20 protein-coding genes are annotated in these 20,244 nt (G+C 50.7%); 16 read left to right on the top strand and 4 right to left on the bottom strand.

Features of this window, described 5'->3' with window-relative positions:
* Positions 1-103: 103 nt before the first annotated feature.
* Together B4W65_RS09705 and B4W65_RS17655 are read left to right on the top strand one after the other, a co-directional pair.
* Positions 104-697, top strand: coding sequence for an RNA polymerase sigma factor (locus B4W65_RS09705; protein WP_088654960.1), 594 nt, complete (start codon positions 104-106; stop codon positions 695-697).
* A 123-nt stretch (positions 698-820) separates the two neighbouring features.
* A complete protein-coding gene (locus B4W65_RS17655; protein WP_262487810.1) occupies positions 821-943 on the top strand; it encodes a hypothetical protein in 123 nt (40 codons plus the stop codon).
* Between the two features lie 8 nt (positions 944-951).
* Here the strand turns inward: B4W65_RS17655 and B4W65_RS09695 are convergent, their stop codons facing one another.
* Positions 952-1,944 carry a glycosyltransferase gene (locus B4W65_RS09695; RefSeq protein ID WP_088654958.1) on the bottom strand — a complete coding sequence of 331 codons (993 nt, stop codon included), beginning with the start codon at positions 1,942-1,944 and terminating at the stop codon, positions 952-954.
* A 231-nt stretch (positions 1,945-2,175) separates the two neighbouring features.
* On the opposite strand from B4W65_RS09695, the gene B4W65_RS09690 reads away from it, so the two are divergent.
* Positions 2,176-3,825 carry a diphosphate--fructose-6-phosphate 1-phosphotransferase gene (locus B4W65_RS09690; RefSeq protein ID WP_088654957.1) on the top strand — a complete coding sequence of 550 codons (1,650 nt, stop codon included), beginning with the start codon at positions 2,176-2,178 and terminating at the stop codon, positions 3,823-3,825.
* 158 nt (positions 3,826-3,983) lie between these two features.
* Entirely contained in the window at positions 3,984-4,382 is a 399-nt protein-coding gene (locus tag B4W65_RS09685; RefSeq protein WP_088654956.1) for an RrF2 family transcriptional regulator, read from the top strand.
* 31 nt (positions 4,383-4,413) lie between these two features.
* On the opposite strand, the gene B4W65_RS09680 is transcribed toward B4W65_RS09685, so the two are convergent.
* Complete coding sequence (locus tag B4W65_RS09680; protein ID WP_088654955.1) at positions 4,414-5,112, bottom strand: 16S rRNA (uracil(1498)-N(3))-methyltransferase; 699 nt, start codon at positions 5,110-5,112, stop codon at positions 4,414-4,416.
* 112 nt (positions 5,113-5,224) lie between these two features.
* Between B4W65_RS09680 and B4W65_RS09675 the strand changes: the two genes are divergently transcribed.
* From B4W65_RS09675 to B4W65_RS09655, 5 genes are read left to right on the top strand one after another with little or no spacing between them, the layout of a single operon-like run.
* Positions 5,225-5,935, top strand: a complete 711-nt coding sequence (locus tag B4W65_RS09675) for a C39 family peptidase (protein ID WP_088654954.1) — start codon at positions 5,225-5,227, stop codon at positions 5,933-5,935.
* Between the two features lie 14 nt (positions 5,936-5,949).
* Positions 5,950-7,401, top strand: a complete 1,452-nt coding sequence (locus tag B4W65_RS09670; RefSeq protein WP_088654953.1) for a RimK family protein — start codon at positions 5,950-5,952, stop codon at positions 7,399-7,401.
* Positions 7,402-7,406: 5 nt separating this feature from the next.
* Complete coding sequence (locus B4W65_RS09665) at positions 7,407-8,627, top strand: carboxylate-amine ligase (protein WP_088654952.1); 1,221 nt, start codon at positions 7,407-7,409, stop codon at positions 8,625-8,627.
* Positions 8,627-9,328, top strand: coding sequence for an N-formylglutamate amidohydrolase (locus B4W65_RS09660; RefSeq protein ID WP_088654951.1), 702 nt, complete (start codon positions 8,627-8,629; stop codon positions 9,326-9,328). Before B4W65_RS09665 ends, B4W65_RS09660 begins: the two co-directional genes overlap by 1 nt.
* Before the next feature lie 41 nt (positions 9,329-9,369).
* Positions 9,370-10,311, top strand: a complete 942-nt coding sequence (locus B4W65_RS09655) for a TIGR01212 family radical SAM protein (RefSeq protein ID WP_088654950.1) — start codon at positions 9,370-9,372, stop codon at positions 10,309-10,311.
* Positions 10,312-10,314: 3 nt separating this feature from the next.
* Here B4W65_RS09655 and B4W65_RS09650 read toward each other — a convergent pair whose 3' ends face one another.
* Entirely contained in the window at positions 10,315-11,064 is a 750-nt protein-coding gene (locus tag B4W65_RS09650) for a DUF4197 domain-containing protein (protein WP_088654949.1), read from the bottom strand.
* 35 nt (positions 11,065-11,099) lie between these two features.
* Positions 11,100-13,088 (bottom strand): YgiQ family radical SAM protein, encoded by a 1,989-nt coding sequence (locus tag B4W65_RS09645; protein ID WP_240509535.1) that lies wholly within the window; start codon positions 13,086-13,088, stop codon positions 11,100-11,102.
* Positions 13,089-13,282: 194 nt separating this feature from the next.
* Here B4W65_RS09645 and B4W65_RS09640 point away from each other — a divergent pair, with 194 nt between their 5' ends.
* From B4W65_RS09640 to B4W65_RS09605, 7 genes are all read left to right on the top strand, one after another.
* On the top strand, positions 13,283-13,576 hold the full coding sequence (locus B4W65_RS09640; protein ID WP_088654948.1) for a hypothetical protein: 294 nt from the start codon (positions 13,283-13,285) through the stop codon (positions 13,574-13,576).
* An 11-nt stretch (positions 13,577-13,587) separates the two neighbouring features.
* Complete coding sequence (locus B4W65_RS09635; RefSeq protein ID WP_088654947.1) at positions 13,588-13,878, top strand: cell division protein ZapA; 291 nt, start codon at positions 13,588-13,590, stop codon at positions 13,876-13,878.
* 129 nt (positions 13,879-14,007) lie between these two features.
* Entirely contained in the window at positions 14,008-15,537 is a 1,530-nt protein-coding gene (gene rny, locus B4W65_RS09630; protein ID WP_088654946.1) for a ribonuclease Y, read from the top strand.
* A 288-nt stretch (positions 15,538-15,825) separates the two neighbouring features.
* Positions 15,826-16,809, top strand: a complete 984-nt coding sequence (locus B4W65_RS09620) for an SDR family oxidoreductase (protein ID WP_088654944.1) — start codon at positions 15,826-15,828, stop codon at positions 16,807-16,809.
* Positions 16,810-16,840: 31 nt separating this feature from the next.
* On the top strand, positions 16,841-17,956 hold the full coding sequence (gene gmd / locus B4W65_RS09615) for a GDP-mannose 4,6-dehydratase (RefSeq protein WP_088654943.1): 1,116 nt from the start codon (positions 16,841-16,843) through the stop codon (positions 17,954-17,956).
* A gap of 12 nt (positions 17,957-17,968) precedes the next feature.
* A complete protein-coding gene (locus tag B4W65_RS09610) occupies positions 17,969-19,051 on the top strand; it encodes a GDP-L-fucose synthase family protein (protein WP_088654942.1) in 1,083 nt (360 codons plus the stop codon).
* 13 nt (positions 19,052-19,064) lie between these two features.
* On the top strand, positions 19,065-20,243 hold the full coding sequence (locus B4W65_RS09605) for a MalY/PatB family protein (RefSeq protein WP_088654941.1): 1,179 nt from the start codon (positions 19,065-19,067) through the stop codon (positions 20,241-20,243).
* Position 20,244 lies beyond the last annotated feature (1 nt).

The raw sequence follows: 20,244 nt of genomic DNA, 5'->3' as shown, positions 1-20,244 counted from the left end.
AATATTTGTTTTTGTTGACATTTTTTTATTTATTCGTGGTCTCAAACTTTAAAACACCATTGCCTATTGAAACAGGTTTACAAGTTATCTATTCAGATTTGTTATGACAGATTTAATCAAGCTGTCGGACGAAGAACTTGTAAAAAGTTTCGTTTCCGGTAAAAAGAAATGCTTTGATGTGTTGCTCGAACGACACAAGCAAAAGGTGTACGCCTATATTTTTATGATGGTACGTAAGGAGGAACTCGCCGAGGATCTTTTTCAGGATGCTTTTGTGAAAGTGTACCATACCCTGCAGGACGGGCGCTACGCCGAGAACGGGCGTTTTGTGTCCTGGGTGATGCGTATTGCCCACAATTTAATCATCGACCATTTTCGGCGTCAGAAACATTTTCCGGTGGTTTACAACGACGATCATGCACGCGATTTGTTCAATCATCCCCGCTACTCAGACCAGACCATTGAAGACCAAATGGTGATGGAGGAGGTGTTGAAGGATGTGTCGGAACTTGTAGAACTGCTGCCCGATAATCAGCGCGAAGTGGTAAAGATGCGCCATTATATGGGATTGAGCTTTAAAGAAATTGCCGACGAGACCAATGTGAGCATAAATACCGCCCTGGGCCGTATGCGCTATGCACTGATTAACTTACGCAGAATGATGGAGGAACGCTCTTGCAGTCTTTCGGTTTTTTAATAAGAAACATACTAAGCAGTGGTTTTTGGCGTTTAAGAAGAAGATTAGCGCCAAATTTGCATGAAATATTCTACCGAAGGACAGCTTGAGCTACTTAACAGAAAAGGTAAACAGTACAGAAAGATGCTGTTGCCCCTGACGGACGAAGAACTCCGCAATCTGTTTCCAACCCCCTCAGCCGAAGTAATGCGTAAACTCAAATACAAAATTGCACGCATGGAGCGTATGCGCAGGGCCCGTAATTAGGGCCCGGTTTATTTATAGAAGTTTTTACTGAAAGCCTGGAACTCCTTTCTTCCCATTATTTTGCGCGTAATAAATGCTTCTAAAAATCCCAGTCCATAAGCGAAAGTCTGCGTTAAAGCAGCCGGCACTGCCCACAAGGCTGTTTTGCCATTACCCGTTTCGTAGCGCGCATGACTAAAAACAATTAAAGGCACCACCAACAGAAGCAAAAGGCAGGCTGGATTTACGAAAGCCAGGAGGAGCAGGGCCAAATGGCCCATTACAAAGAGCGCAGGCAGCCAGTGCACCGGTTTTAAGGTGCCGGGATGCCTTAAGTCCAGATTAATGCGGGCAATCCCGGAGTTGTATATCTGTTTGAAAAAGGAGCGGAAATTATTGCGTCTTTTGTGGTAAACAAAAGCCGGTTTAATGAGTCGTGTTGAATACCCCTTTTCAAGCAGGCGCATACTAAAGTCCAGATCCTCGCCAAAACGCATATTTGAAAAGCCGCCCAAGCTGTGGAAAACACTGTTTCTGACAGCCAAATTGTAGCTGCGTGGGTAAAAAACATCCAGTTTCTCCCGGGCCCCCCGAATACCTCCGGTGGTCAGCACGCTGCTCATGGCATAACCTATGGCCTTTTGAATGGTATTGAAAGAAGGGTGCGCTTTATCCGGCCCCCCAAAGCAATCGAAGTCCTCGCTGGCCACCTCCTCAGCCACCAGCGCCAAATAGTCTTCGGGGAGCAGACAGTCTGAGTCTAAAAACAGCAACCAACGCCCCGAGGCACAACCCGCCCCGTTGTTACGCGCCAGTCCCGGGCCCTTGTTTTCCTGATAAAGATATTGCGTTGAAAATTTTTCGGTATAAGCATTTACCAGCTGATCACTTTTTTTTACAGATCCGTCCTCCACCACAACCACTTCAAAATCACGAAAGCTTTGCTTGTCGATGCTTTCGAATAATTCCTGTAATTCTTCCGGGCGGTTGTAGACCGGTATTATGATTGAAAAAAGCGGCATGCTGTTCTGGTTTTCTGATTGCCTTCAAAGATATAAAAAAGCCTGCAATAAACCGGATAAGAAAGCCGATTCGCACGAATGCTTACAATTCATAATTATTAAGACTTCAGTTTTTTATGTTTGAAAAAATATTCTCAAATTTGCAGGTGCTTTGTAACTAAGTCCTTTTTTGTTGCAAATACACCATTCTGAATCAATTATTTGTACACATAACCATTAAAACACCTTTCAATGTTAAAGAGTCCACTACAAGTAGCTCGTGAAAGTTACCTTCCCAAAATGCCTGCATCCTTCAAGGGTGCCGTAAAAATTGTGGAAGGAAATAAAACCCAGTCGGTTGCCGATCAGGCAGAGATTGAGAAAATGTTTCCCAACACCTACGCCATGCCGGTTCTTACTTTTGAAGGCAGCGATACCGCAAAAACCTATCCGGCTTACAAAGTCGGTGTTATTCTTTCCGGTGGTCAGGCCCCTGGTGGACATAACGTGATTTCCGGTTTGTTCGATGGCTTAAAAGCTTGCAACAGCGGAAACAAGCTGTATGGCTTTTTGGGTGGTCCCAGTGGACTTGTGGAAAACCAGTATGTAGAGCTGACTGCCGAAATCGTTGATGAATACCGCAATACCGGTGGTTTTGACATTATAGGTTCCGGCCGTACCAAACTGGAAGAGACCGAACAGTTTGACAAGGTGATTGAAAACTGCCAAAAGCTGGGCGTAAACGCACTCGTTATTATTGGTGGCGACGACTCCAATACCAATGCCTGCGTTTTGGCAGAGTATTTTGCGCAAAAGAAATCGGGTATTCAGGTGATTGGTGTACCCAAGACCATCGATGGCGACCTTAAAAACGAAGTAGTAGAGACTTCCTTCGGTTTTGATACTGCCTGTAAAACATACAGCGAGCTCATTGGTAACATCCAGCGCGATGCCAATTCGGCCAAAAAATATTATCACTTCATTCGTCTGATGGGGCGCTCGGCTTCACACATCTGTTTGGAATGTGCCCTGGAAACGCAGCCCAACATCACCATCATTTCAGAGGAGGTGGAGCAGAAGGGCATGACCCTGGATGAGCTGGTGACTGAAATTGCCGACGTTGTGGCCAAGCGTGCCGCCAAGGGACTTAATTTTGGTACCGTCTTGATTCCCGAAGGCGTTGTGGAGTTTGTGCCTGCCATGAAGAAGTTGATTGCCGAGCTGAACGATATTTTGGCCCGTCATGAGGCAGAGGTTACCGTTTTGGAAACAAACCGCGACCGTCGCGATTTCGTAGCCACCAAACTTGCTGCCGATTCGGCTGAAGTATTTGCCAGTCTCCCCAACAGTTTTGCCAACCAGTTGATGCTCGACCGCGACCCGCACGGCAACGTACAGGTTTCCATGATTGAGACAGAGAAACTTTTGATCGACATGGTTAAGTCCAAATTGAAGAAAAGAAAGAAGGCGGGTGAATTCGACGGGAAATTCTCTGGTCAGGCCCACTTCTTCGGTTACGAGGGACGCTGTGCCACGCCATCTAACTTTGATGCCGATTATTGCTTCTCGCTGGGTTATACCGCTTCTTTGTTGATTTCAGAGGGCAAGACCGGCTATATGGCTTCGGTGAAGAATCTGACCAAGCCGGCTGATCAGTGGTTGCCCGGTGGTGCCCCCATCACCATGATGATGAATATGGAAAAGCGTCACGGTGCCATGAAGCCTGTTATTCAGAAAGCGCTGGTTGACCTGAAAGGTAAGCCTTTTGGCAAATTGGTGGAGAACCGTGAGGATTGGGCCTTGAACACCCGCTACCTCTATCCCGGTCCCATCCAGTATTTTGGTCCCGCCTCAGTGAGCGACATCACCACTTACACCCTGCAATTGGAGCAGAGCAAGTAAGCCTTGAATGATATGTTACCAACGGGGACTGCCGCCTAAGCGACAGTCCCCGTTTCTGTTAAGTACGGGATCTAAACTAAAAATATTGGTATTCGTCCATTAAGCAGGGCTTTTTTGTATATTTGCAAGGCTATAAAGCTTAAACAATTTTAATCGTCATGTCCAGTATCGTAGCCCTTTCTGAAGCCGCCACAATTGGTTTGCACAGCATGGTGTTGATTGCACGCTCTAATGAAACACTCAATGTGGGGCAAATCGCCGAGAGAATTTTCAGCTCGAGACACCATGTGGCAAAAATTCTTCAAAGGCTCGCCAAAGAAGGTTTTATTTCATCGAATCGGGGACCAGCAGGAGGTTTTACCCTGCGCATGGCGCCGGAGGAACTGACTTTACTCGATATTTATGAGGCCATAGAAGGCAAGTTTGTGGTACAAAGCTGTCCCGGCGACAAGGAGGTCTGTCCCTTTGGCTCCTGTCTTATGGGGGATCTCTCGCACAAAGTCTCTCTCGAAATAAGGGATTACATGGTGGGGAAGAAACTCAGCGATTATTTATAGGCTCCCAACTTTATTTTATTGCAGCATGTGCTCATTCATTGAGCAAGCGCACAATGTGACAGGCTGCCAGCGCAGCCGTCTCCGTTCGCAGTCTTTTGGTACCCAGACTTACCGGAATAAAACCTTTCTGCAGGGCCAGTTCAATTTCATCGGGCCTAAAGTCGCCTTCGGGCCCAATTAATATTTGCACCGGTCGTCCCGCACGCACCAAATTCTTCAAATGCCCCTCGCGCCCGTCGCCACAATGCGCCACAAAGCGGTCGCCCGCAAAGTCTTGATTCAGAAATTCTTTTAAGGGAGTTAAGGGCTGCAGCTGTGGCCGCCAGAAGTCGCCCGACTGCTTGGTGGCGGCAGTAAGAATTTTTTCCAGGCGTTCTGGTTTCAATACCTTGCGTTCCGAATTTTTACACAACAGGGGGGTAATGCTCGCCAGACCAATTTCGGTGCTTTTCTCCAGCAGCCACTCCATGCGGTCGATGTTTTTGGTGGGGGCCACCGCCAGGTGGCAGGCCGCAGGGAAGGCGGGCGCTTCTTCCACAGACTCAATTTGCACGGCGCAGGCCTTGGGTGAGGCGACTATGATGCGGGCAGCATAGCGCTTGCCCTGCCCATCGAGTACCCAAATGAGATCGCCCTCACGGTGGCGCAACACCCTTATGCAGTGTGCCGATTCTTCGGCAGAGAGCAGGCCGCCATTGTCGGCAATACTTGGTTCGTAAAACAGTTGCATGGCTTATAAAACAAGGGGTTTACACAAAAATAGAAATTTGTGCAAAATAATGGGCAAGGTACGAACAGCAAATCAAAAAAAGTCGTTCATTTGATTCGTTAAATCGCGTCTTATGCAAGCACCCAAACACCTCCGGATTTTAGCCCAGCCCGACGACATAACCTGTGGTCCCACCAGTCTCCATGCCGTTTACACCTACTACGGAAACGTGCTTGATTTGACCGAAGTGATTGCTTCGGTCAAATCGCTCGAAGGCGGCGGAACCCTGGCCGTTATGTTGGGCATTGATGCCCTGCAGCGGGGTTTTGAGGCGACCATTTACAGTTACAACCTCAAAATGTTCGATCCCGATTGGAAGCAACTTTCTAATCCGGCCCTAATTGAGAAGTTGGAGCAGCAACTGCAGTTTAAACAAGGGAAGAAGTTTACCCAGGCTACACGGGCCTATCAGAGTTTTCTTAAACTGGGCGGTAAAATACTGTTCGAAGATTTGCAGCCCGACTTGTTAAAGCGCTATTTAAGCAAGGGCACACCCATACTAACGGGACTCAGTGCCACCTATCTCTACGATTCAACCCGCGAGTACACCAACCGCAAAAACCAGTCGGTCTTCGACGACCTGCGCGGCGAGCCCATGGGGCACTTTGTCGTGCTGAGCGGGATGCAGGACGATACGGTTTTTGTGGCCGACCCCTACAAAGAGAATCCCCTGGCCGGGCAGAGTTATTACGATGTTCCCCTGAATCGTCTCTTAAATGCCATTCTTTTGGGCATTGTTACCTACGATGCCAACATGCTCATTGTTCAACCACAACACTTATAGCTTTTTTAGTCGTAATGAAGAAACTGATTGTAATCAATCATCCGCAAAAATGGACGCTGGATGTACCAGGGGTAGAGGTGATTTCGCCCAAGGCCTATCTCGAAGACGAGAAGTATGCCAAAATGAAAAACGCCAGAGTTTTTAATCTCTGCTACGATTACGCCTATCAAACCCGCGGCTATTACGTGTCGCTGCTGGCCGCGGCACGGGGACAAAAAGTCATCCCTTCGGTAAAAAACCTGCTTGACTTAAAGGCCCAGGCCATAGTTAAGTCCATTTCGGAAGAGCAGGACGCCCTCATTCAGAAGACACTGAAGCACATCCGTTCCAAAGAGTTCATCCTGAGCGTGTACTTTGCCCACAACCTGTCGCCCCAATACGACAAGCTGGCCCGCGAACTGTATAAGCTCTTTCAGGCCCCGCTTTTGCGGGCCCGCTTCGTTAACGACGGTAAAAAGTGGGAACTGTCCTCGGCCAAAACCATTCCCTTTAAGGAAATCCCCGAGCACCACATCCCTTTTGTAAACCAGTTTGCCGAGCAATACCTGCAGTTGAAGCGCTACGATAAGGCCCGAGTCGATAAGTACCGCTACGATTTGGCCATTTTGGTGAACCCTGAGGAAAAGTCGGCCCCCTCCAACAAAAAGGCCTTGAATCACTTTGTGGATGCAGCAGAAAAGTTGGGCTGCTACGTCGAGTTGATTGGCAAGGACGATTACAGTCGCCTTTCCGAATTCGATGCCCTTTTTATACGTGAAACTACTTCGGTCAACCACCACACCTACCGCATGTCGCGCCGCGCCCAGCGAGAGGGCCTGGCAGTGATCGATTCGCCCGAGTCGATACTGCGCTGCGCCAACAAGGTCTATTTGGCCGAGCTGCTCAGTCTCAACCGCATACCCACACCGCGCACCATCATCATTCACAGCGAAAACCACAAAGGAGTAGAGAAGAAGCTCGGATTTCCCTGCGTATTGAAACTGCCCGACTCGTCCTTTTCGCAGGGCGTAGTTAAAGTCAACACCCCCGAAGAAATGCGGCTCAAAGTCAAAGAGATGGTGAAAGTATCCGACCTGATAATTGCCCAGGAATTTTTGCCCACCTCCTACGACTGGCGGGTAGGGGTCCTCAATAATGAGGTGCTCTTCGTCTGCAAATACTACATGGCCAAGGACCACTGGCAAATATACAATTGGGGCAGTCGTAAAAAGAACGACGTGAGCGGCACCTTCGATATTTTTCCCATCGATCAAGTCCCCGCTTATATTATAGAAACCGCCTTAAAGGCCACCCGACTCATCGGCAATGGCCTTTATGGGGTAGATGTAAAGGAAGTCGACGGCAAGGCCTATGTCATTGAGGTCAACGACAACCCCAACATCGACGGCGGAGTTGAAGACAGCATTATGGGTGAAAAACTTTATACCAAGATTATTGAGCATTTGCTCAGTGGCATAAATCGTTAGTTGTCATGACACAATACGGATTATTCGAAGCCTTTGGCATTGAACTCGAATACATGCTGGTCGATCGCAGCACCCTGGATGTTCGTCCCCTTTGCGATGTGCTCATGCAAGAGGCCGCCGGGCGCATCACTGGCGATTTTGACAACGGACGCCTGGCCTGGTCCAACGAACTGGTGAACCACGTGGTGGAATTAAAAACCAACGGACCTGCTCCAAGTCTCGAAGGCCTGCATCAGGTGTTTCATCAAAACGTTCAGCAAATCAACGAACTGTTGTCGAAACACAATGCGCTTTTGCTGCCAACGGGCGCCCATCCCTGGATGAATCCCTTGACAGAAACGCAGTTGTGGACCCACGAGAGCAGCGAGATTTACAAGTTGTACAACCGCATTTTTGATTGTCGCGGACACGGTTGGAGCAATCTTCAGAGTACCCACATCAACCTGCCCTTTAAAAACGAGGAAGAATTTGGTCGCTTACACGCCGCCATTCGTCTGGTTTTGCCCCTGCTGCCGGCCCTGGCCGCCAGCACCCCCATTCTCGACGGGCGGAATACCGGATTTCGGGATGCCCGTCTGGAACACTACCGTTTCAATCAAAAGCGCCTACCCATTATTGCAGGCAGCATAATTCCCGAAGCCGTATTTACGCAGGGCGACTATCAAACGCAAATTTTCGATCCCATACGCAGCGCCATTGCACCCTACGATAAAGAAGGCTTGTTGAAACAGTATTTTCTGAATTCTCGTGGCGCCATTGCCCGCTTCGATCGCGGGGCCATCGAAATTCGCCTGCTCGATATTCAGGAGAGTCCCCGTGCCGATCTGGCCATAGTGGCCCTGGTCGTAGCCGTGGTGCAGGCCCTCGCCGAAGGCGAATGGGCCACTTATGCGGCACAGTGCAAGTGGCACGAGCAGGACTTGCTCGACCTTTTACTTAAAACCATTCGCGAAGGCGAGGAGGCGCGCCTCAGCGACGCCGCCTTCCTGCGGCTGTGGCACTATCCCGGAAAAAGAGCCACAGCCGGTGAATTGTGGCAACACCTACTGGAGCGGGTCGCCGATCGCCTGAGTGCCGAGCAAGTGACCACCCTCCGTTACCAGTTGTACAACGGCACCCTCAGTCAACGCATCCTTTCGCAGCTGAAAGGAGATTTCCGAAGACCCGCCTTGCACGAGGTGTATCGTCGCCTGGGCGACTGCCTGCAAACCAATACCCTGTTGTAATGGCCCGCTGGAAATACTTTCTCTCCTGTGAACACGGCGGCAACCACATTCCGACCGCCTACCAGCCGCTTTTTAAAGGGGCCGGGGAGGTCCTGGCCAGTCACCGCGGCTGGGACCCCGGGGCCCTTGAGCTCTTTCACGCCCTGCAACAGCAAGCCATTGATTTTGCCCTTTACAGCGAGACCTCCCGGTTGTTGGTGGAGTTGAACCGTTCCTTACACAAGCGCAGTCTGTTCTCAGTATATACCAGGGACTTGCCGCCAAAAGAAAAGCAGGCCTTGCTCGACCGATTTTATCATCCCTTTCGCGACTGTTTTTTCAGTGCCGTTGCCGAAGCCATTGCCAACGGACACCCTGTGTTTCATGTTTCCGTACACAGCTTCACGCCGGTGCTGCATGGAGAGGTGAGACAGGCAGATATTGGCCTGCTTTACAATCCGGCGCACGGAAGCGAAAAAGAGCTGGCCCAGGCCTGGAAGAAGGCCTTGCACCAATTGGCACCTGACTTGCGGGTACGTTTTAACTATCCCTATTTGGGAAAGACCGACGGCCATGTGGCGCCCCTACGCAAAGCTTTTGGTGCCGCTTATGCCGGCATTGAGCTGGAGATGAACAACCGTTATGCCGGCAACAAAGAAGTCGTGGAAGTGCTGGTGCAAAGCTACCATCAGGTGGTGGCCCAATTGGGCAGTGACTGGTGAGTCCCGCTTTTTCCCTTATCTTTGTCGCAAAAATACCACGCATGAACCATCCCTGGGGACACGCCAGACCCTATAACGATTTCGCCTCCTACCTGCGCCGTTACTTCGGCGGCAGGGTACAAAAACTCTCCATCAACGCCGGTTTTACTTGTCCCAACCGCGACGGCAGTAAAGGGAGCGGAGGCTGCACCTTTTGCAACAACGAAACCTTTAAACCCGCGTATTGCGAGCCCGCATCGGGGGTACGGGAGCAATTGGAGACCGGCAAAGCCTTTTTCAGTAGTCGCTACCCCGAAGCCCGTTACCTGGCCTATTTTCAGGCCTATACGAATACCTATGCCGATTTGGCTTACCTCAAGGACCTGTATGGGCAGGCGCTGGAGGTCGAAGGGGTGGTGGGACTGGTTGTGGGTACGCGACCCGATTGTTTGCCCGATGCTCTGCTCGATTATTTTGCCGACTTGCAGAAAGCTTATTACGTTACCGTGGAGTTGGGGGTGGAATCAACCAACGATGCAACCCTAAAGCGGGTGAACCGTGGTCACGATTACGCCAGTACCTGTGATGCAGTAGCGCGACTGCGCGCCAGAAATCTGCCCGTAGGTGCCCATCTGATTTTGGGACTGCCGGGGGAGGACCGCGACCAAATGCTGGCCCATGCCACAGCCATCAATCGGCTCGACATCTCCTATTTGAAAGTACACCAACTCCAGTACGTAAAGGGTTCGCAATTGGGGCGGCAATTTATGGCCCGTCCGCAAGACTTTGAGGTGCTGAAGCTGGACGATTATGTAGATTTGGTATGCGACTTTTTGGCCCTTTTGCGGCCCGATATTGTGCTCGAACGCTTTGCCAGTCAAGCCCCGCACGACCTGCTGCTGGCTCCGCGGTGGGGACTCAAAAACTTTGAGCTGGTGCGACTGGTCGAGCAGCGCCTGGCCGAGCGTAAGCTGTGGCAGGGCAAGCACTATACGGCATCCTGAGGCTTAGTTCTGACTGCCAAAAACCCGCTGCAGTAAGGCCGTGACCCTTGCTGCCGGTTCCGTTCTGATTTTTTCTTCTTCCTCAGCCAGCTTTAAAAACAAACCATCCAGGGCCCTGTCGGTCAGGTAGGCATCCAACTGCACCTCCACCTTGTTGAGTCCCGCAATTTGTCCCGCCAGCGAACCTGCCAGACGGTTCCACTGTCCCGTTAGGGTCTCCCACGACTCATTGGTAGAAATGTTGCCCACCAACTTCTTGTCCAGCGAAGTCTTCAATTTGGGCTGGTACAGCGCAAACAACTGGTCGTAGGTGGTCGAACGCAGATACGAAGTAGCTGCATCCTGCCCTCCACGCAGGATGGCAAAACCGTCCTGAATGGTCATTTGGCGTATGGCAGAAACAAAAACCGGTGCCGCTTCCCTGGCGGCGTCTTCGGCGGCTCTGTTGATGCGTAAAATGACATCTTCCAGGAGTTTCTCGCCCCCCGGAATCCGGTGCAGGTTGTCGGTAATCACCGCCGCCTCGGGCGGCAGCAAAATCTTAACCGCCTGATCACCGTAATAGCCATTGAGTCGTGCCAGGGTACCTGCAGCCGAATCGCTGCCCACCTGCAAGGCCTGACGTAAGCCACTCACCACCTCCGTCTGCGTAAGGGGGCGCTCGGAATCAATCGCTTCCACAACTTGAAGTAATTCTGTGCAAGAGCTTGAAAGTAATCCGATTATAGCCAGAGTAAAGAATGCTTTTTTCATGGTTTTGAATTTATGGATACGATTAAAGATACTTTTTATTTACGACGCTTTTTGAAGGTCTCCCTATTTTTTGTTCCGGAGAACTTGTTTTCCCCTTTTGGGGTTTGCTTCCTGGAAGAGGAGTCTCCCGAGCGGGGAGTTGCTTTTTTTGTCCTTTTGACCTGTTGTTGTGTTTTAGGGTCGCCCCGGCCTTCGAGTAATACCGGAACCAAATGCTCCAAGCCGTTTTTTATCAGTGTTTTGCGAATTTGTTCCTGCTTCTCGCGTTGGTGCCAGAAGAAAAAGGCCCACTGGTTTTGCTTTTCGTCCCGGGTGCGAGCCGTATATACGGGTTTAAGCGTATAGGGGTGATGGCCTGAGTAATAAATCACTGTAGCCACCGTCATGGGCGTAGGCGTAAAATCCTGCACCTGCTCCAGGTTGAAGTTCAACTGCTTGGTCTCCACCGCCAGTTCGGCCATTTCCTTTTCGCCCGAGGCAGGGTGACTCGAAATAAAATAGGGGATGAGCTGTTGTTTGAGTCCCGCCGCCGCATTGATGCGCTCAAACTCCTTTTTGAAGGTTTTAAACAGACTGAAAGAGGGCTTGCGCATGACTTTCAATACCTGGTCGGAAGTGTGTTCCGGAGCCACTTTAAGACGGCCCGATACGTGCTTTTGAATGAGTTCACGCAGGTAACGTTGGTGCGATTGTTTTTCGGCTTCCGAGGCCTTATCGTTCAACAGCATATCGTAACGAATTCCACTGCCCACAAAGGATTTTTTCATGCCCGGCAGGGCATCCACTTTTTGGTATACTTCAAGTAAAGCTTCGTGTGAAGTATTTAAGTTGCTACAAACAGAGGGAAATATACAAGACGGTCGCTTGCAGGGCTTACAAAGCTCCAGATCGCGCCCCTGCATCCGGTACATATTGGCACTGGGGCCCCCCAGGTCGGACAAGTAACCCTTAAAATCGTCCATTTGCGTTACCTGCTCCGCCTCCCGCACTATGGAAGCCACCGAGCGTGACGAAATGAATTTGCCCTGATGGGCCGATATGGTACAAAAACTGCAGCCTCCAAAGCACCCCCGGTGCAGAATAATGGAGTGTTTGATCATTTCGTAGGCCGGAATGGGGCCCTTGTTGCGGTACTTCGGGTGCGGCAAACGGGTGTAGGGCAAGTCGTAACTCCTGTCGAGTTCCCGCTCTGCAACCGGCGGGTAGGGCGGATTTACGATCATTACCTGCTCCTGCCATCGCTGGGTAAGACGCGCGGCATTCAAGCTGTTCGATTCCTGTTCGATGTGTTTGAAATTGGCGGCATATTTGAGCTTGTCGTCCAGACAAGCTTCGTGACTGTTCAGCTCGATGGTGATCCACTTTTTATGGGCGGGCAGGGGCTGAGCGGCCGACTGCATTACCACGGTCTGCGCCAGGGTGGTCAGCGACGCAAAGGGCACCCCGCGCCCGAGCAAACGCACCAATTCGCGCAGGGGCTGTTCGCCCATCCCGTAAATCAGCAAATCGGCACCCGACCAGGCCATGATGCCCGGTTTCAGTTCGTCCTGCCAGTAATCGTAGTGGGTCAGGCGGCGCAGGGAGGCTTCAATGCCACCCAGTACTACCGGGACGTCGGGATACAGTTCTTTGAGAATTTTGGTGTAGACCGATGCGGCGTAATCGGGACGCATGCCTGCTTTACCGCCGGGGGTATAGGCATCGTCGGAGCGTCTGCGCCTGTTGGCGGTATAATGGTTCACCATGGAATCCATATTGCCGGCCGAGACCGCAAAAAATAAGCGCGGAGTCCCAAACTTTCTGAAATCCCTGAGGTCGTCCTGCCAATTGGGTTGCGGCACTATAACCACCTTCAGGCCCTCTGCTTCGAGGGTGCGACCGATTACTGCAGCCCCAAAGGCCGGATGGTCGACATAGGCATCGCCCGAAAATAGAATGACGTCGGGTTGTTCCCAGCCAATTTGCTGCATTTCCTTAACCGAGACCGGCAGCCACTTTTTGTCTGTCTGATTCAATCTGTCCAAAAAAAATAATTGTTGTTGCAAAGTTAATTTTTTTATTCAGCTGCAATGTGGGGTATTTGCTTTATATTGCGGGTATTATTGACCTCTTTTTTGGCTGCACTCAGATGAGGAGCCAATAAATATCATGAAAAGAAGTCAACATTTTTTTTTTAATTTTAAAACCAATGTTAATTTTGTAAGGGAATAATGTAATCATGATTGATCCAAATAGCGACTTAATTGTTAATTTAGAGGAAAAGATTGATCGGTTGGTTGAGCGCTACCGGGCTGAAAAAGAGGAGAGTAAACTCTTGAGAAACCAGGTGGCACTTTTAACGGAACAATTGGACCAGAGTTCGGCTTCTTATCAAAAGCTTGAGGAGAGCTTTAATAAGTTGAAGGTAGCCAGAACGTTGGAGGCTTCTACCGAAGATGTTCGGGACACCAAGTTGCGGATTAATCAAATAGTGCGGGAAATTGATAAGTGTATTGCCCTGTTGAATCGTTAAGAGGCTTTTAGATGGACGAAAAACTTTCTATACGTGTTAATGTCGCTGATCGCTATTATCCACTTCGGGTAGATCGTGGTGATGAAGAGCGCATTCGCAAGGCGGCCAAGCTTATTAACGATAAAGTTTTACAATACAAGCAGCGTTACAACGACAAGGATGTTCAGGATTTTTTGGCCATGGCTGCCTTACAGTATGTTATTAAGGTGCTGGAAATGGAGAACAATCAGGATGCCGGTCCCCTGGTCAATGCTGTAGCCCTTTTGGATCAGAAGCTGGAAAGCCTGTTGAAGGAGGAGTAATACTTATTTAAAGAAGAGTCCCGCATTTTTTTCCTGAATTAACTGTTGTTAAGCAGCAGTTAATAAGCATTTTATGCCAGGAGGAGGATGCGTTTTTTATTATATAACATGTACTAAACTAGCAACCAAATGGAAATACTAATAGGTGTATTGGCCTTTTTTCTGGGCGGTCTGGTGGCCTGGGTCATCATTACGCAGGCCTTAAAATCCCGCTCTCAGAAGATCGTAAAGGAGGCGGAGGCAGAAGCCGAAGTCATTCGAAAAGATAAAATATTACAGGCCAAGGAAAAGTTTCTGCAACTTAAAGCAGAACATGAAAAGGAAATCAACAGCCGGAATGCCAAAATGCTGGCCCTGGAGAGCAAGGTTAAGCAGAAGGAGACTGCCCTTTCGCAGCGTTACGAAGAGTATCAGCGTAAGAAGAAAGAGGTAGATACTGTTCGTGAGAATCTGGATGTGCAGTTGGAATTGGTGGAGCGCAAATCTGAAGAGTTGGAGCGCATGCACAAACAACAGGTAGAGCATTTGGAAGCTATTTCGGGCATGTCGGCCGATGAGGCAAAGGAAATGTTGATGGAATCGCTTAAGGCTGAAGCCAAGACCGAAGCCATGTCGTACATCAACGACATTATGGACGAAGCCAAAATCAACGCCAACAAGGAAGCCAAACGCATTGTGCTGAACACGGTTCAGCGGGTGGCTACCGAAACGGCCATCGAAAATGCCGTAACCATTTTCCACATCGATTCGGACGAGATCAAGGGCCGCATCATTGGTCGTGAGGGCCGAAACATCCGTGCCCTGGAAGCAGCAACCGGTGTTGAGATTGTGGTGGACGATACCCCTGAAGCCATTGTGCTTTCGGCCTTCGATCCCATGCGCCGGGAAATTGCCCGTTTGGCCTTGCACCAATTGGTGACCGACGGCCGCATTCACCCTGCCCGTATTGAGGAAGTGGTGAACAAGGTGAAGAAGCAGGTCGAAGAAGAAGTCATTGAAACCGGTAAACGTACCGCCATCGACCTTGGCGTACACGGTCTGCACCCCGAGTTGATTAAGCTGGTGGGTAAAATGAAGTACCGTTCGTCCTACGGCCAGAATCTCTTGCAGCACAGTCGCGAAGTCGCTAATTTCTGTGCCCTTATGGCTTCTGAGTTGGGCTTGAATGCGAAGCGCGCCAAACGGGCGGGACTGTTGCACGATATTGGTAAGGTATCGGATGAGGATCCGGAATTGCCACACGCCATTTTGGGTATGAAGCTGGCCGAAAAGTACAAGGAGAAGCCAGATATTTGCAACGCCATTGGTGCTCACCACGACGAGGTGGAAATGACCACCATGATTGCCCCCATCATTCAGGTGTGTGACGCCATTTCAGGTGCCCGTCCCGGTGCCCGCAGAGAAATTGTAGAAGCCTACATCAAGCGTTTGAAAGATTTGGAGAATCTGGCACTCAATTACCCCGGTGTACTCAAGACCTACGCCATTCAGGCCGGCCGTGAGTTGCGCGTTATTGTGGGCAGCGAAAAAGTCAGCGACAAAGATGCAGAAGCATTGTCTTACGATATTGCCAAGAAAATCCAGACCGAGATGACTTATCCCGGTCAGGTAAAGATCACCGTAATTCGTGAAACCAGGGCCATCAGTTTTGCCAAGTAGGGAAGGGCCCAAATATTAAATTAACCGGAAAGACTGTCGGAACTTTTAGTTCCGGCAGTTTTTTTTTGTTGGCGCCCGTTATTTTCATGCCGGTTCAGTAACCTTTGTGTCTTTTTGTTGTATAAGTAAACAAATGTTAAATTTTTACCAATCAGGAAACCCCGATTCTTGACCAAAAAGTCCCGCCACTCTGGCGGGACTTTTTTCAACTAAGGGGAGTAGCTTCTCCTCTTTTTTTACTTGCTGCAAGGATATATATTCTTATTTTTGTCGGAAAGACTTCAAAAAATGGGGATTATAAGTAACAAAGCGGTGCTGGTAACCGGCGGTGCCGGCTTTATTGGTTCCAACATCATAGATAAGTTGCTGGGGCAAAACAACCGGGTGGTTTGTCTCGATAACTTTGCCACCGGCAAACGGGAGAATCTGGCGGCGCATCTCAACAACCCCGACTTTAGCCTTATAGAGGGCGACATTCGCGATTTGGCAACTTGTCGTCGTGCTACTGAGGGCATCGACATTGTACTGCATGAGGCAGCCCTGGGTTCGGTTCCCCGTTCTATCAACGATCCCCTTACCAGCAATGAGGTCAATGTGAGCGGTTTCTTGAATATGTTGGTGGCGGCCCGCGATGCCGGCGTTAAGCGTTTGGTTTATGCGGCCAGCAGTTCTACCTATGGCGACAGTACCGAGCTGCCCAAGGTGGAGGAGCGCATTGGTCAGCCCCTTTCGCCTTATGCGGTCACCAAATACGTGAACGAGCTCTATGCCTCGGTGTTTGCCAGGACTTACAAAATGGAGCTGGTGGGACTGCGTTACTTCAACGTTTTTGGTCCCCGCCAGGATCCCAATGGCGCCTATGCCGCGGTTATTCCTCTTTTTGTTAAGGCGCTCATTGCCCACGAGCGGCCGCGCATCAATGGCGACGGCAGTTTCTCGCGCGATTTTACCTATGTAGCCAATGTGGTTCAGGCCAACGAAAGGGCAGCCACCATCGACCGTGCCGATGCGGTGAATACGGTTTACAATGTGGCCTGCGGGGAGCGCAGTACCCTCAACGAACTGTTTGGGCACCTGCGCACACTCCTGAGTGCCTTCGATCCTGAAATTGCCCGCCTGGAGCCCGATTACGGTCCCGAACGCCTTGGCGACGTGCCGCATTCCCTGGCCTCCATCGACAAGATAAAATCCCTGTTGGGCTATGCGCCCACCCACTACTTCCAGGATGGCTTAAAGTCGGCCATCACATGGTATTGGAACAATTTGAAATAAAGCAGAATTCATACAACCAGCACAAGCAGCTATGGCAAAGACAGCACTCATCACCGGGGTAACCGGTCAGGACGGCGCCTACCTTTCGGAGTTTCTCCTTAAGAAAGGCTATATCGTACACGGCATTAAGCGACGTTCGTCGCTCTTTAATACCGACCGCATCGATCACATTTATCAGGATCCGCATACCGAGAACAGGAATTTTACCCTGCATTATGGGGATTTGACCGACTCGACCAACCTGATTCGCATCATTCAGGAAACGCAGCCCGATGAAATTTACAATTTGGCCGCCATGTCGCACGTAGGGGTAAGTTTTGATACCCCCGAGTACACCGCCAATGCCGACGGCATTGGCACCCTGCGCTTTTTAGAGGCCATTCGTCTTTTGGGGCTCACCCAAAAGACCCGCTTTTACCAGGCTTCTACCAGCGAGTTGTACGGATTGGTGCAAGAGGTTCCGCAAAGCGAGACCACGCCCTTCTATCCGCGCTCGCCCTATGCCGTAGCCAAGCTTTATGGGTACTGGATTACCGTTAACTACCGGGAGGCCTACAACATGTATGCCTGCAACGGCATCCTTTTTAACCACGAATCGCCCATCCGGGGCGAGACTTTCGTAACCCGCAAAATTACCCGTGCCGTATCGCGCATTGCGCTGGGCATGCAGGAGAAATTGTATTTGGGCAACTTGTCGGCCCAGCGCGACTGGGGTCACGCCAAGGACTATGTGAAAGCCATGTACCTGATTTTGCAGCAGGATAAGCCCGAAGACTACGTGGTGGCCACCGGAATTACTACCGAAGTCCGCGAGTTTGTCCGCATGGCCTTTGCCTGGCTGGGTTGCGAAGTGGAATTCCGCGGCAAGGGCGTGGACGAGAAGGGCTGGATAGTGGGTGTCGGCAATGCCGCTTACGCGCACCTGAAGGACAAGTGCGTGGTAGAGGTCGATCCCCGCTATTTCCGTCCCACCGAAGTGGAACTGCTCATCGGCGACCCCTCCAAGGCCAAAAAACAGCTGGGTTGGGAGCCTAAGTACGACTTGCAGGCCCTGGTCGAAGACATGATGGCTTCGGACCTCAAGCTGATGCAAAAGGACCGCTATTTGAAGGACGGCGGTTACCAGGTAATGAATTATTTTGAGTAAATCCCATATACAATGAACAAGACCAGCAGGATATTTATTGCCGGCCACAAAGGACTCGTAGGTTCGGCCATTTACCGACATTTACACCGCCAGGGTTACAAGCACCTGCTGACGGCCGACCGTCAGCAGCTCGATTTGCTCGATCAGGCTGCTGTTGCCGCCTGGTTCGAAGAAGAAAAGCCGGAATTTGTCTTTTTGGCCGCCGCCAAGGTTGGCGGCATCATGGCCAACAATACTTATCGGGCCGACTTTCTTTATGAGAACCTGCAAATTCAGAACAACATCATTCATTCTGCCTGGAAAAGCGGGGTGAAGAAGCTTTTGTTTTTGGGCAGCTCGTGCATCTATCCCAAGGAATGTGCCCAGCCCATGACCGAAGAAGCCCTGTTGACCGGCCCCCTCGAATACACCAACGAGCCCTACGCCATTGCCAAAATTGCCGGCATGAAGATGTGTGAGGCCTACAACCTGCAGTACAATACCGATTTTATTTCGGTGATGCCCACCAACCTGTATGGGCCCAACGACAACTACAACCTGTATAATTCGCACGTATTGCCCGCGTTAATCCGTAAAATGCACTTGGGCAAACTCATCATGGAGGAGGACTGGAACGGCATTCGCATCGATCTTGAGGAGCGCCCCCTAAAAGGGCTGTCGGCCGCCTCCAGCGAAAAGCAGTTGACCCAGGAGCTCGAAGCCTTTGGTATTTTCACCAACGAAAACCTGCAGGTAGATATTCGGCTTTGGGGCAGCGGCACCCCCCGTCGCGAGTTTCTGCACAGCGACGATTTGGCCGAAGCAGTGGTTTTTGTCATGCAGAATATTAGTTTTAACGACATTGTTCAGGAGCGGGGACTGAAAGAAGTCCGCAACACCCACATCAACATCGGTTCGGGCACCGATTTGTCGATTGCCGAACTGGCCCAGGTGGTCAAGAAAGTGGTCGGTTTTGAGGGCAGTCTGAGTTGGGACAGCGACAAACCCGACGGCACCTACCAAAAACTTATGGATGTATCGCGCCTGGCCCAGCTCGGCTGGAAAGCCCGCATCCAGCTCGAAGACGGCATCCGTCAAGTGTACAACAGCTTTTAAAAAAAAATATTTCATGTCTCAATTCGACCAAATCATCGATAGGGAAGGCACCCGGGCCTTAAAACTGGAAAAACGCTCTTTGCTCTTTGGCACCAACGATGTGCTGCCCCTTTGGGTGGCCGATATGGACTTTGCTGCAGCACCGGCCATACAAAAGGCACTGAAGCAGCGCATGGAGCACCCCATTTATGGCTACACCGTGCGTCCCACCACCTTTTTCGAGGCCATTCAACGCTGGAACAAGCGCCGGCACAATTGGGAAATAGCGCAGGAGTGGATCGAGTTCACCCCCGGCGTAGTGCCCAGTCTCGGTCTGGCCGTACAAGCCTTTACCCAACCCGGCGAAGGCGTTATTGTACAGCCTCCCGTGTACCCGCCGTTTTTTGGTGTGGTGCGCGATTTTGATCGCAAGGTGGTGGAGAATCCCCTTAAGGCCAATGCGGACAACTACTACGAAATAGATTTTGCCCATTTTGAGGAGGTGTGTGCCCAACCCGAAAACAAACTCTTTTTGCTCTGCCACCCCCACAATCCCGTGGGTCGGGTATGGACCCCCGAAGAGCTGCAGCGCATGGGTGAAATTTGTGTCAAGCACGGCGTCGTCATCATCTCCGACGAAATACACTGCGACTTGACCCTTTTTGGTCACGTACACCGTCCGCTGGCCACGCTTTCGCCCGAGATTGCCGACATAACGGTGACCTGCATGGCGCCCAGCAAGACCTTTAACCTGGCCGGTTACAGCACCGCCTACCTGGTAGTAACCAACGCTGAGCTGCTGAAAGCCATGCGCAAGCAAATTTTTGGTTTGCACCTGCACATGGGCAACGTATTGGGTGCCACCGCCCTGGAGGCCGCTTACAACGAGTCGGAAGACTGGCTTGATGAATTGCGCAGCTATCTCGAAGGCAACATCACCCTGGTGGCCGACTTTTTAAAGGCGCACTTGCCCGAAGTAAAAATGCACTTGCCCGAAGCGACTTATTTGTTGTGGCTCGATTTCCGTGCCTGGGACATGAAGCAAAACGACCTGAAGAAATTTATGGTAGAACAGGCCGGTTTGGGACTCAACGACGGACTCACCTTCGGCAACGAGGGGCGCGGTTTCATGCGCCTGAACGTGGCCAGTCCCCGTGCCCTCATTCAGCAAGCCCTCGAGCAACTGAAGGCTGCCCGGGATAAGGGGGTTTAAA

This window comes from Geofilum rhodophaeum (assembly GCF_002210225.1).
Lineage (GTDB): Bacteria > Bacteroidota > Bacteroidia > Bacteroidales > Marinilabiliaceae > Geofilum > Geofilum rhodophaeum.
This window is presented reverse-complemented; position numbering and strand designations above follow the sequence as displayed.

Excerpts from the sequence above, each read along its gene's own strand:
- B4W65_RS09685 (WP_088654956.1), top strand. The coding sequence starts at position 3,984 with ATGTCCAGTATCGTAGCCCTTTCTGAAGCCGCCACAATTGGTTTGCAC.
- B4W65_RS09705 (WP_088654960.1), top strand. The coding sequence starts at position 104 with ATGACAGATTTAATCAAGCTGTCGGACGAAGAACTTGTAAAAAGTTTC.
- B4W65_RS17655 (WP_262487810.1), top strand. The coding sequence starts at position 821 with ATGCTGTTGCCCCTGACGGACGAAGAACTCCGCAATCTGTTTCCAACC.
- gmd (WP_088654943.1), top strand. The coding sequence starts at position 16,841 with ATGGCAAAGACAGCACTCATCACCGGGGTAACCGGTCAGGACGGCGCC.
- B4W65_RS09665 (WP_088654952.1), top strand. The coding sequence starts at position 7,407 with ATGACACAATACGGATTATTCGAAGCCTTTGGCATTGAACTCGAATAC.
- B4W65_RS09680 (WP_088654955.1), bottom strand. The coding sequence starts at position 5,112 with ATGCAACTGTTTTACGAACCAAGTATTGCCGACAATGGCGGCCTGCTC.
- B4W65_RS09670 (WP_088654953.1), top strand. The coding sequence starts at position 5,950 with ATGAAGAAACTGATTGTAATCAATCATCCGCAAAAATGGACGCTGGAT.
- B4W65_RS09675 (WP_088654954.1), top strand. The coding sequence starts at position 5,225 with ATGCAAGCACCCAAACACCTCCGGATTTTAGCCCAGCCCGACGACATA.
- B4W65_RS09650 (WP_088654949.1), bottom strand. The coding sequence starts at position 11,064 with ATGAAAAAAGCATTCTTTACTCTGGCTATAATCGGATTACTTTCAAGC.
- B4W65_RS09620 (WP_088654944.1), top strand. The coding sequence starts at position 15,826 with ATGGGGATTATAAGTAACAAAGCGGTGCTGGTAACCGGCGGTGCCGGC.
- B4W65_RS09660 (WP_088654951.1), top strand. The coding sequence starts at position 8,627 with ATGGCCCGCTGGAAATACTTTCTCTCCTGTGAACACGGCGGCAACCAC.
- B4W65_RS09690 (WP_088654957.1), top strand. The coding sequence starts at position 2,176 with ATGTTAAAGAGTCCACTACAAGTAGCTCGTGAAAGTTACCTTCCCAAA.
- B4W65_RS09640 (WP_088654948.1), top strand. The coding sequence starts at position 13,283 with ATGATTGATCCAAATAGCGACTTAATTGTTAATTTAGAGGAAAAGATT.
- rny (WP_088654946.1), top strand. The coding sequence starts at position 14,008 with ATGGAAATACTAATAGGTGTATTGGCCTTTTTTCTGGGCGGTCTGGTG.
- B4W65_RS09655 (WP_088654950.1), top strand. The coding sequence starts at position 9,370 with ATGAACCATCCCTGGGGACACGCCAGACCCTATAACGATTTCGCCTCC.
- B4W65_RS09635 (WP_088654947.1), top strand. The coding sequence starts at position 13,588 with ATGGACGAAAAACTTTCTATACGTGTTAATGTCGCTGATCGCTATTAT.
- B4W65_RS09610 (WP_088654942.1), top strand. The coding sequence starts at position 17,969 with ATGAACAAGACCAGCAGGATATTTATTGCCGGCCACAAAGGACTCGTA.
- B4W65_RS09605 (WP_088654941.1), top strand. The coding sequence starts at position 19,065 with ATGTCTCAATTCGACCAAATCATCGATAGGGAAGGCACCCGGGCCTTA.
- B4W65_RS09695 (WP_088654958.1), bottom strand. The coding sequence starts at position 1,944 with ATGCCGCTTTTTTCAATCATAATACCGGTCTACAACCGCCCGGAAGAA.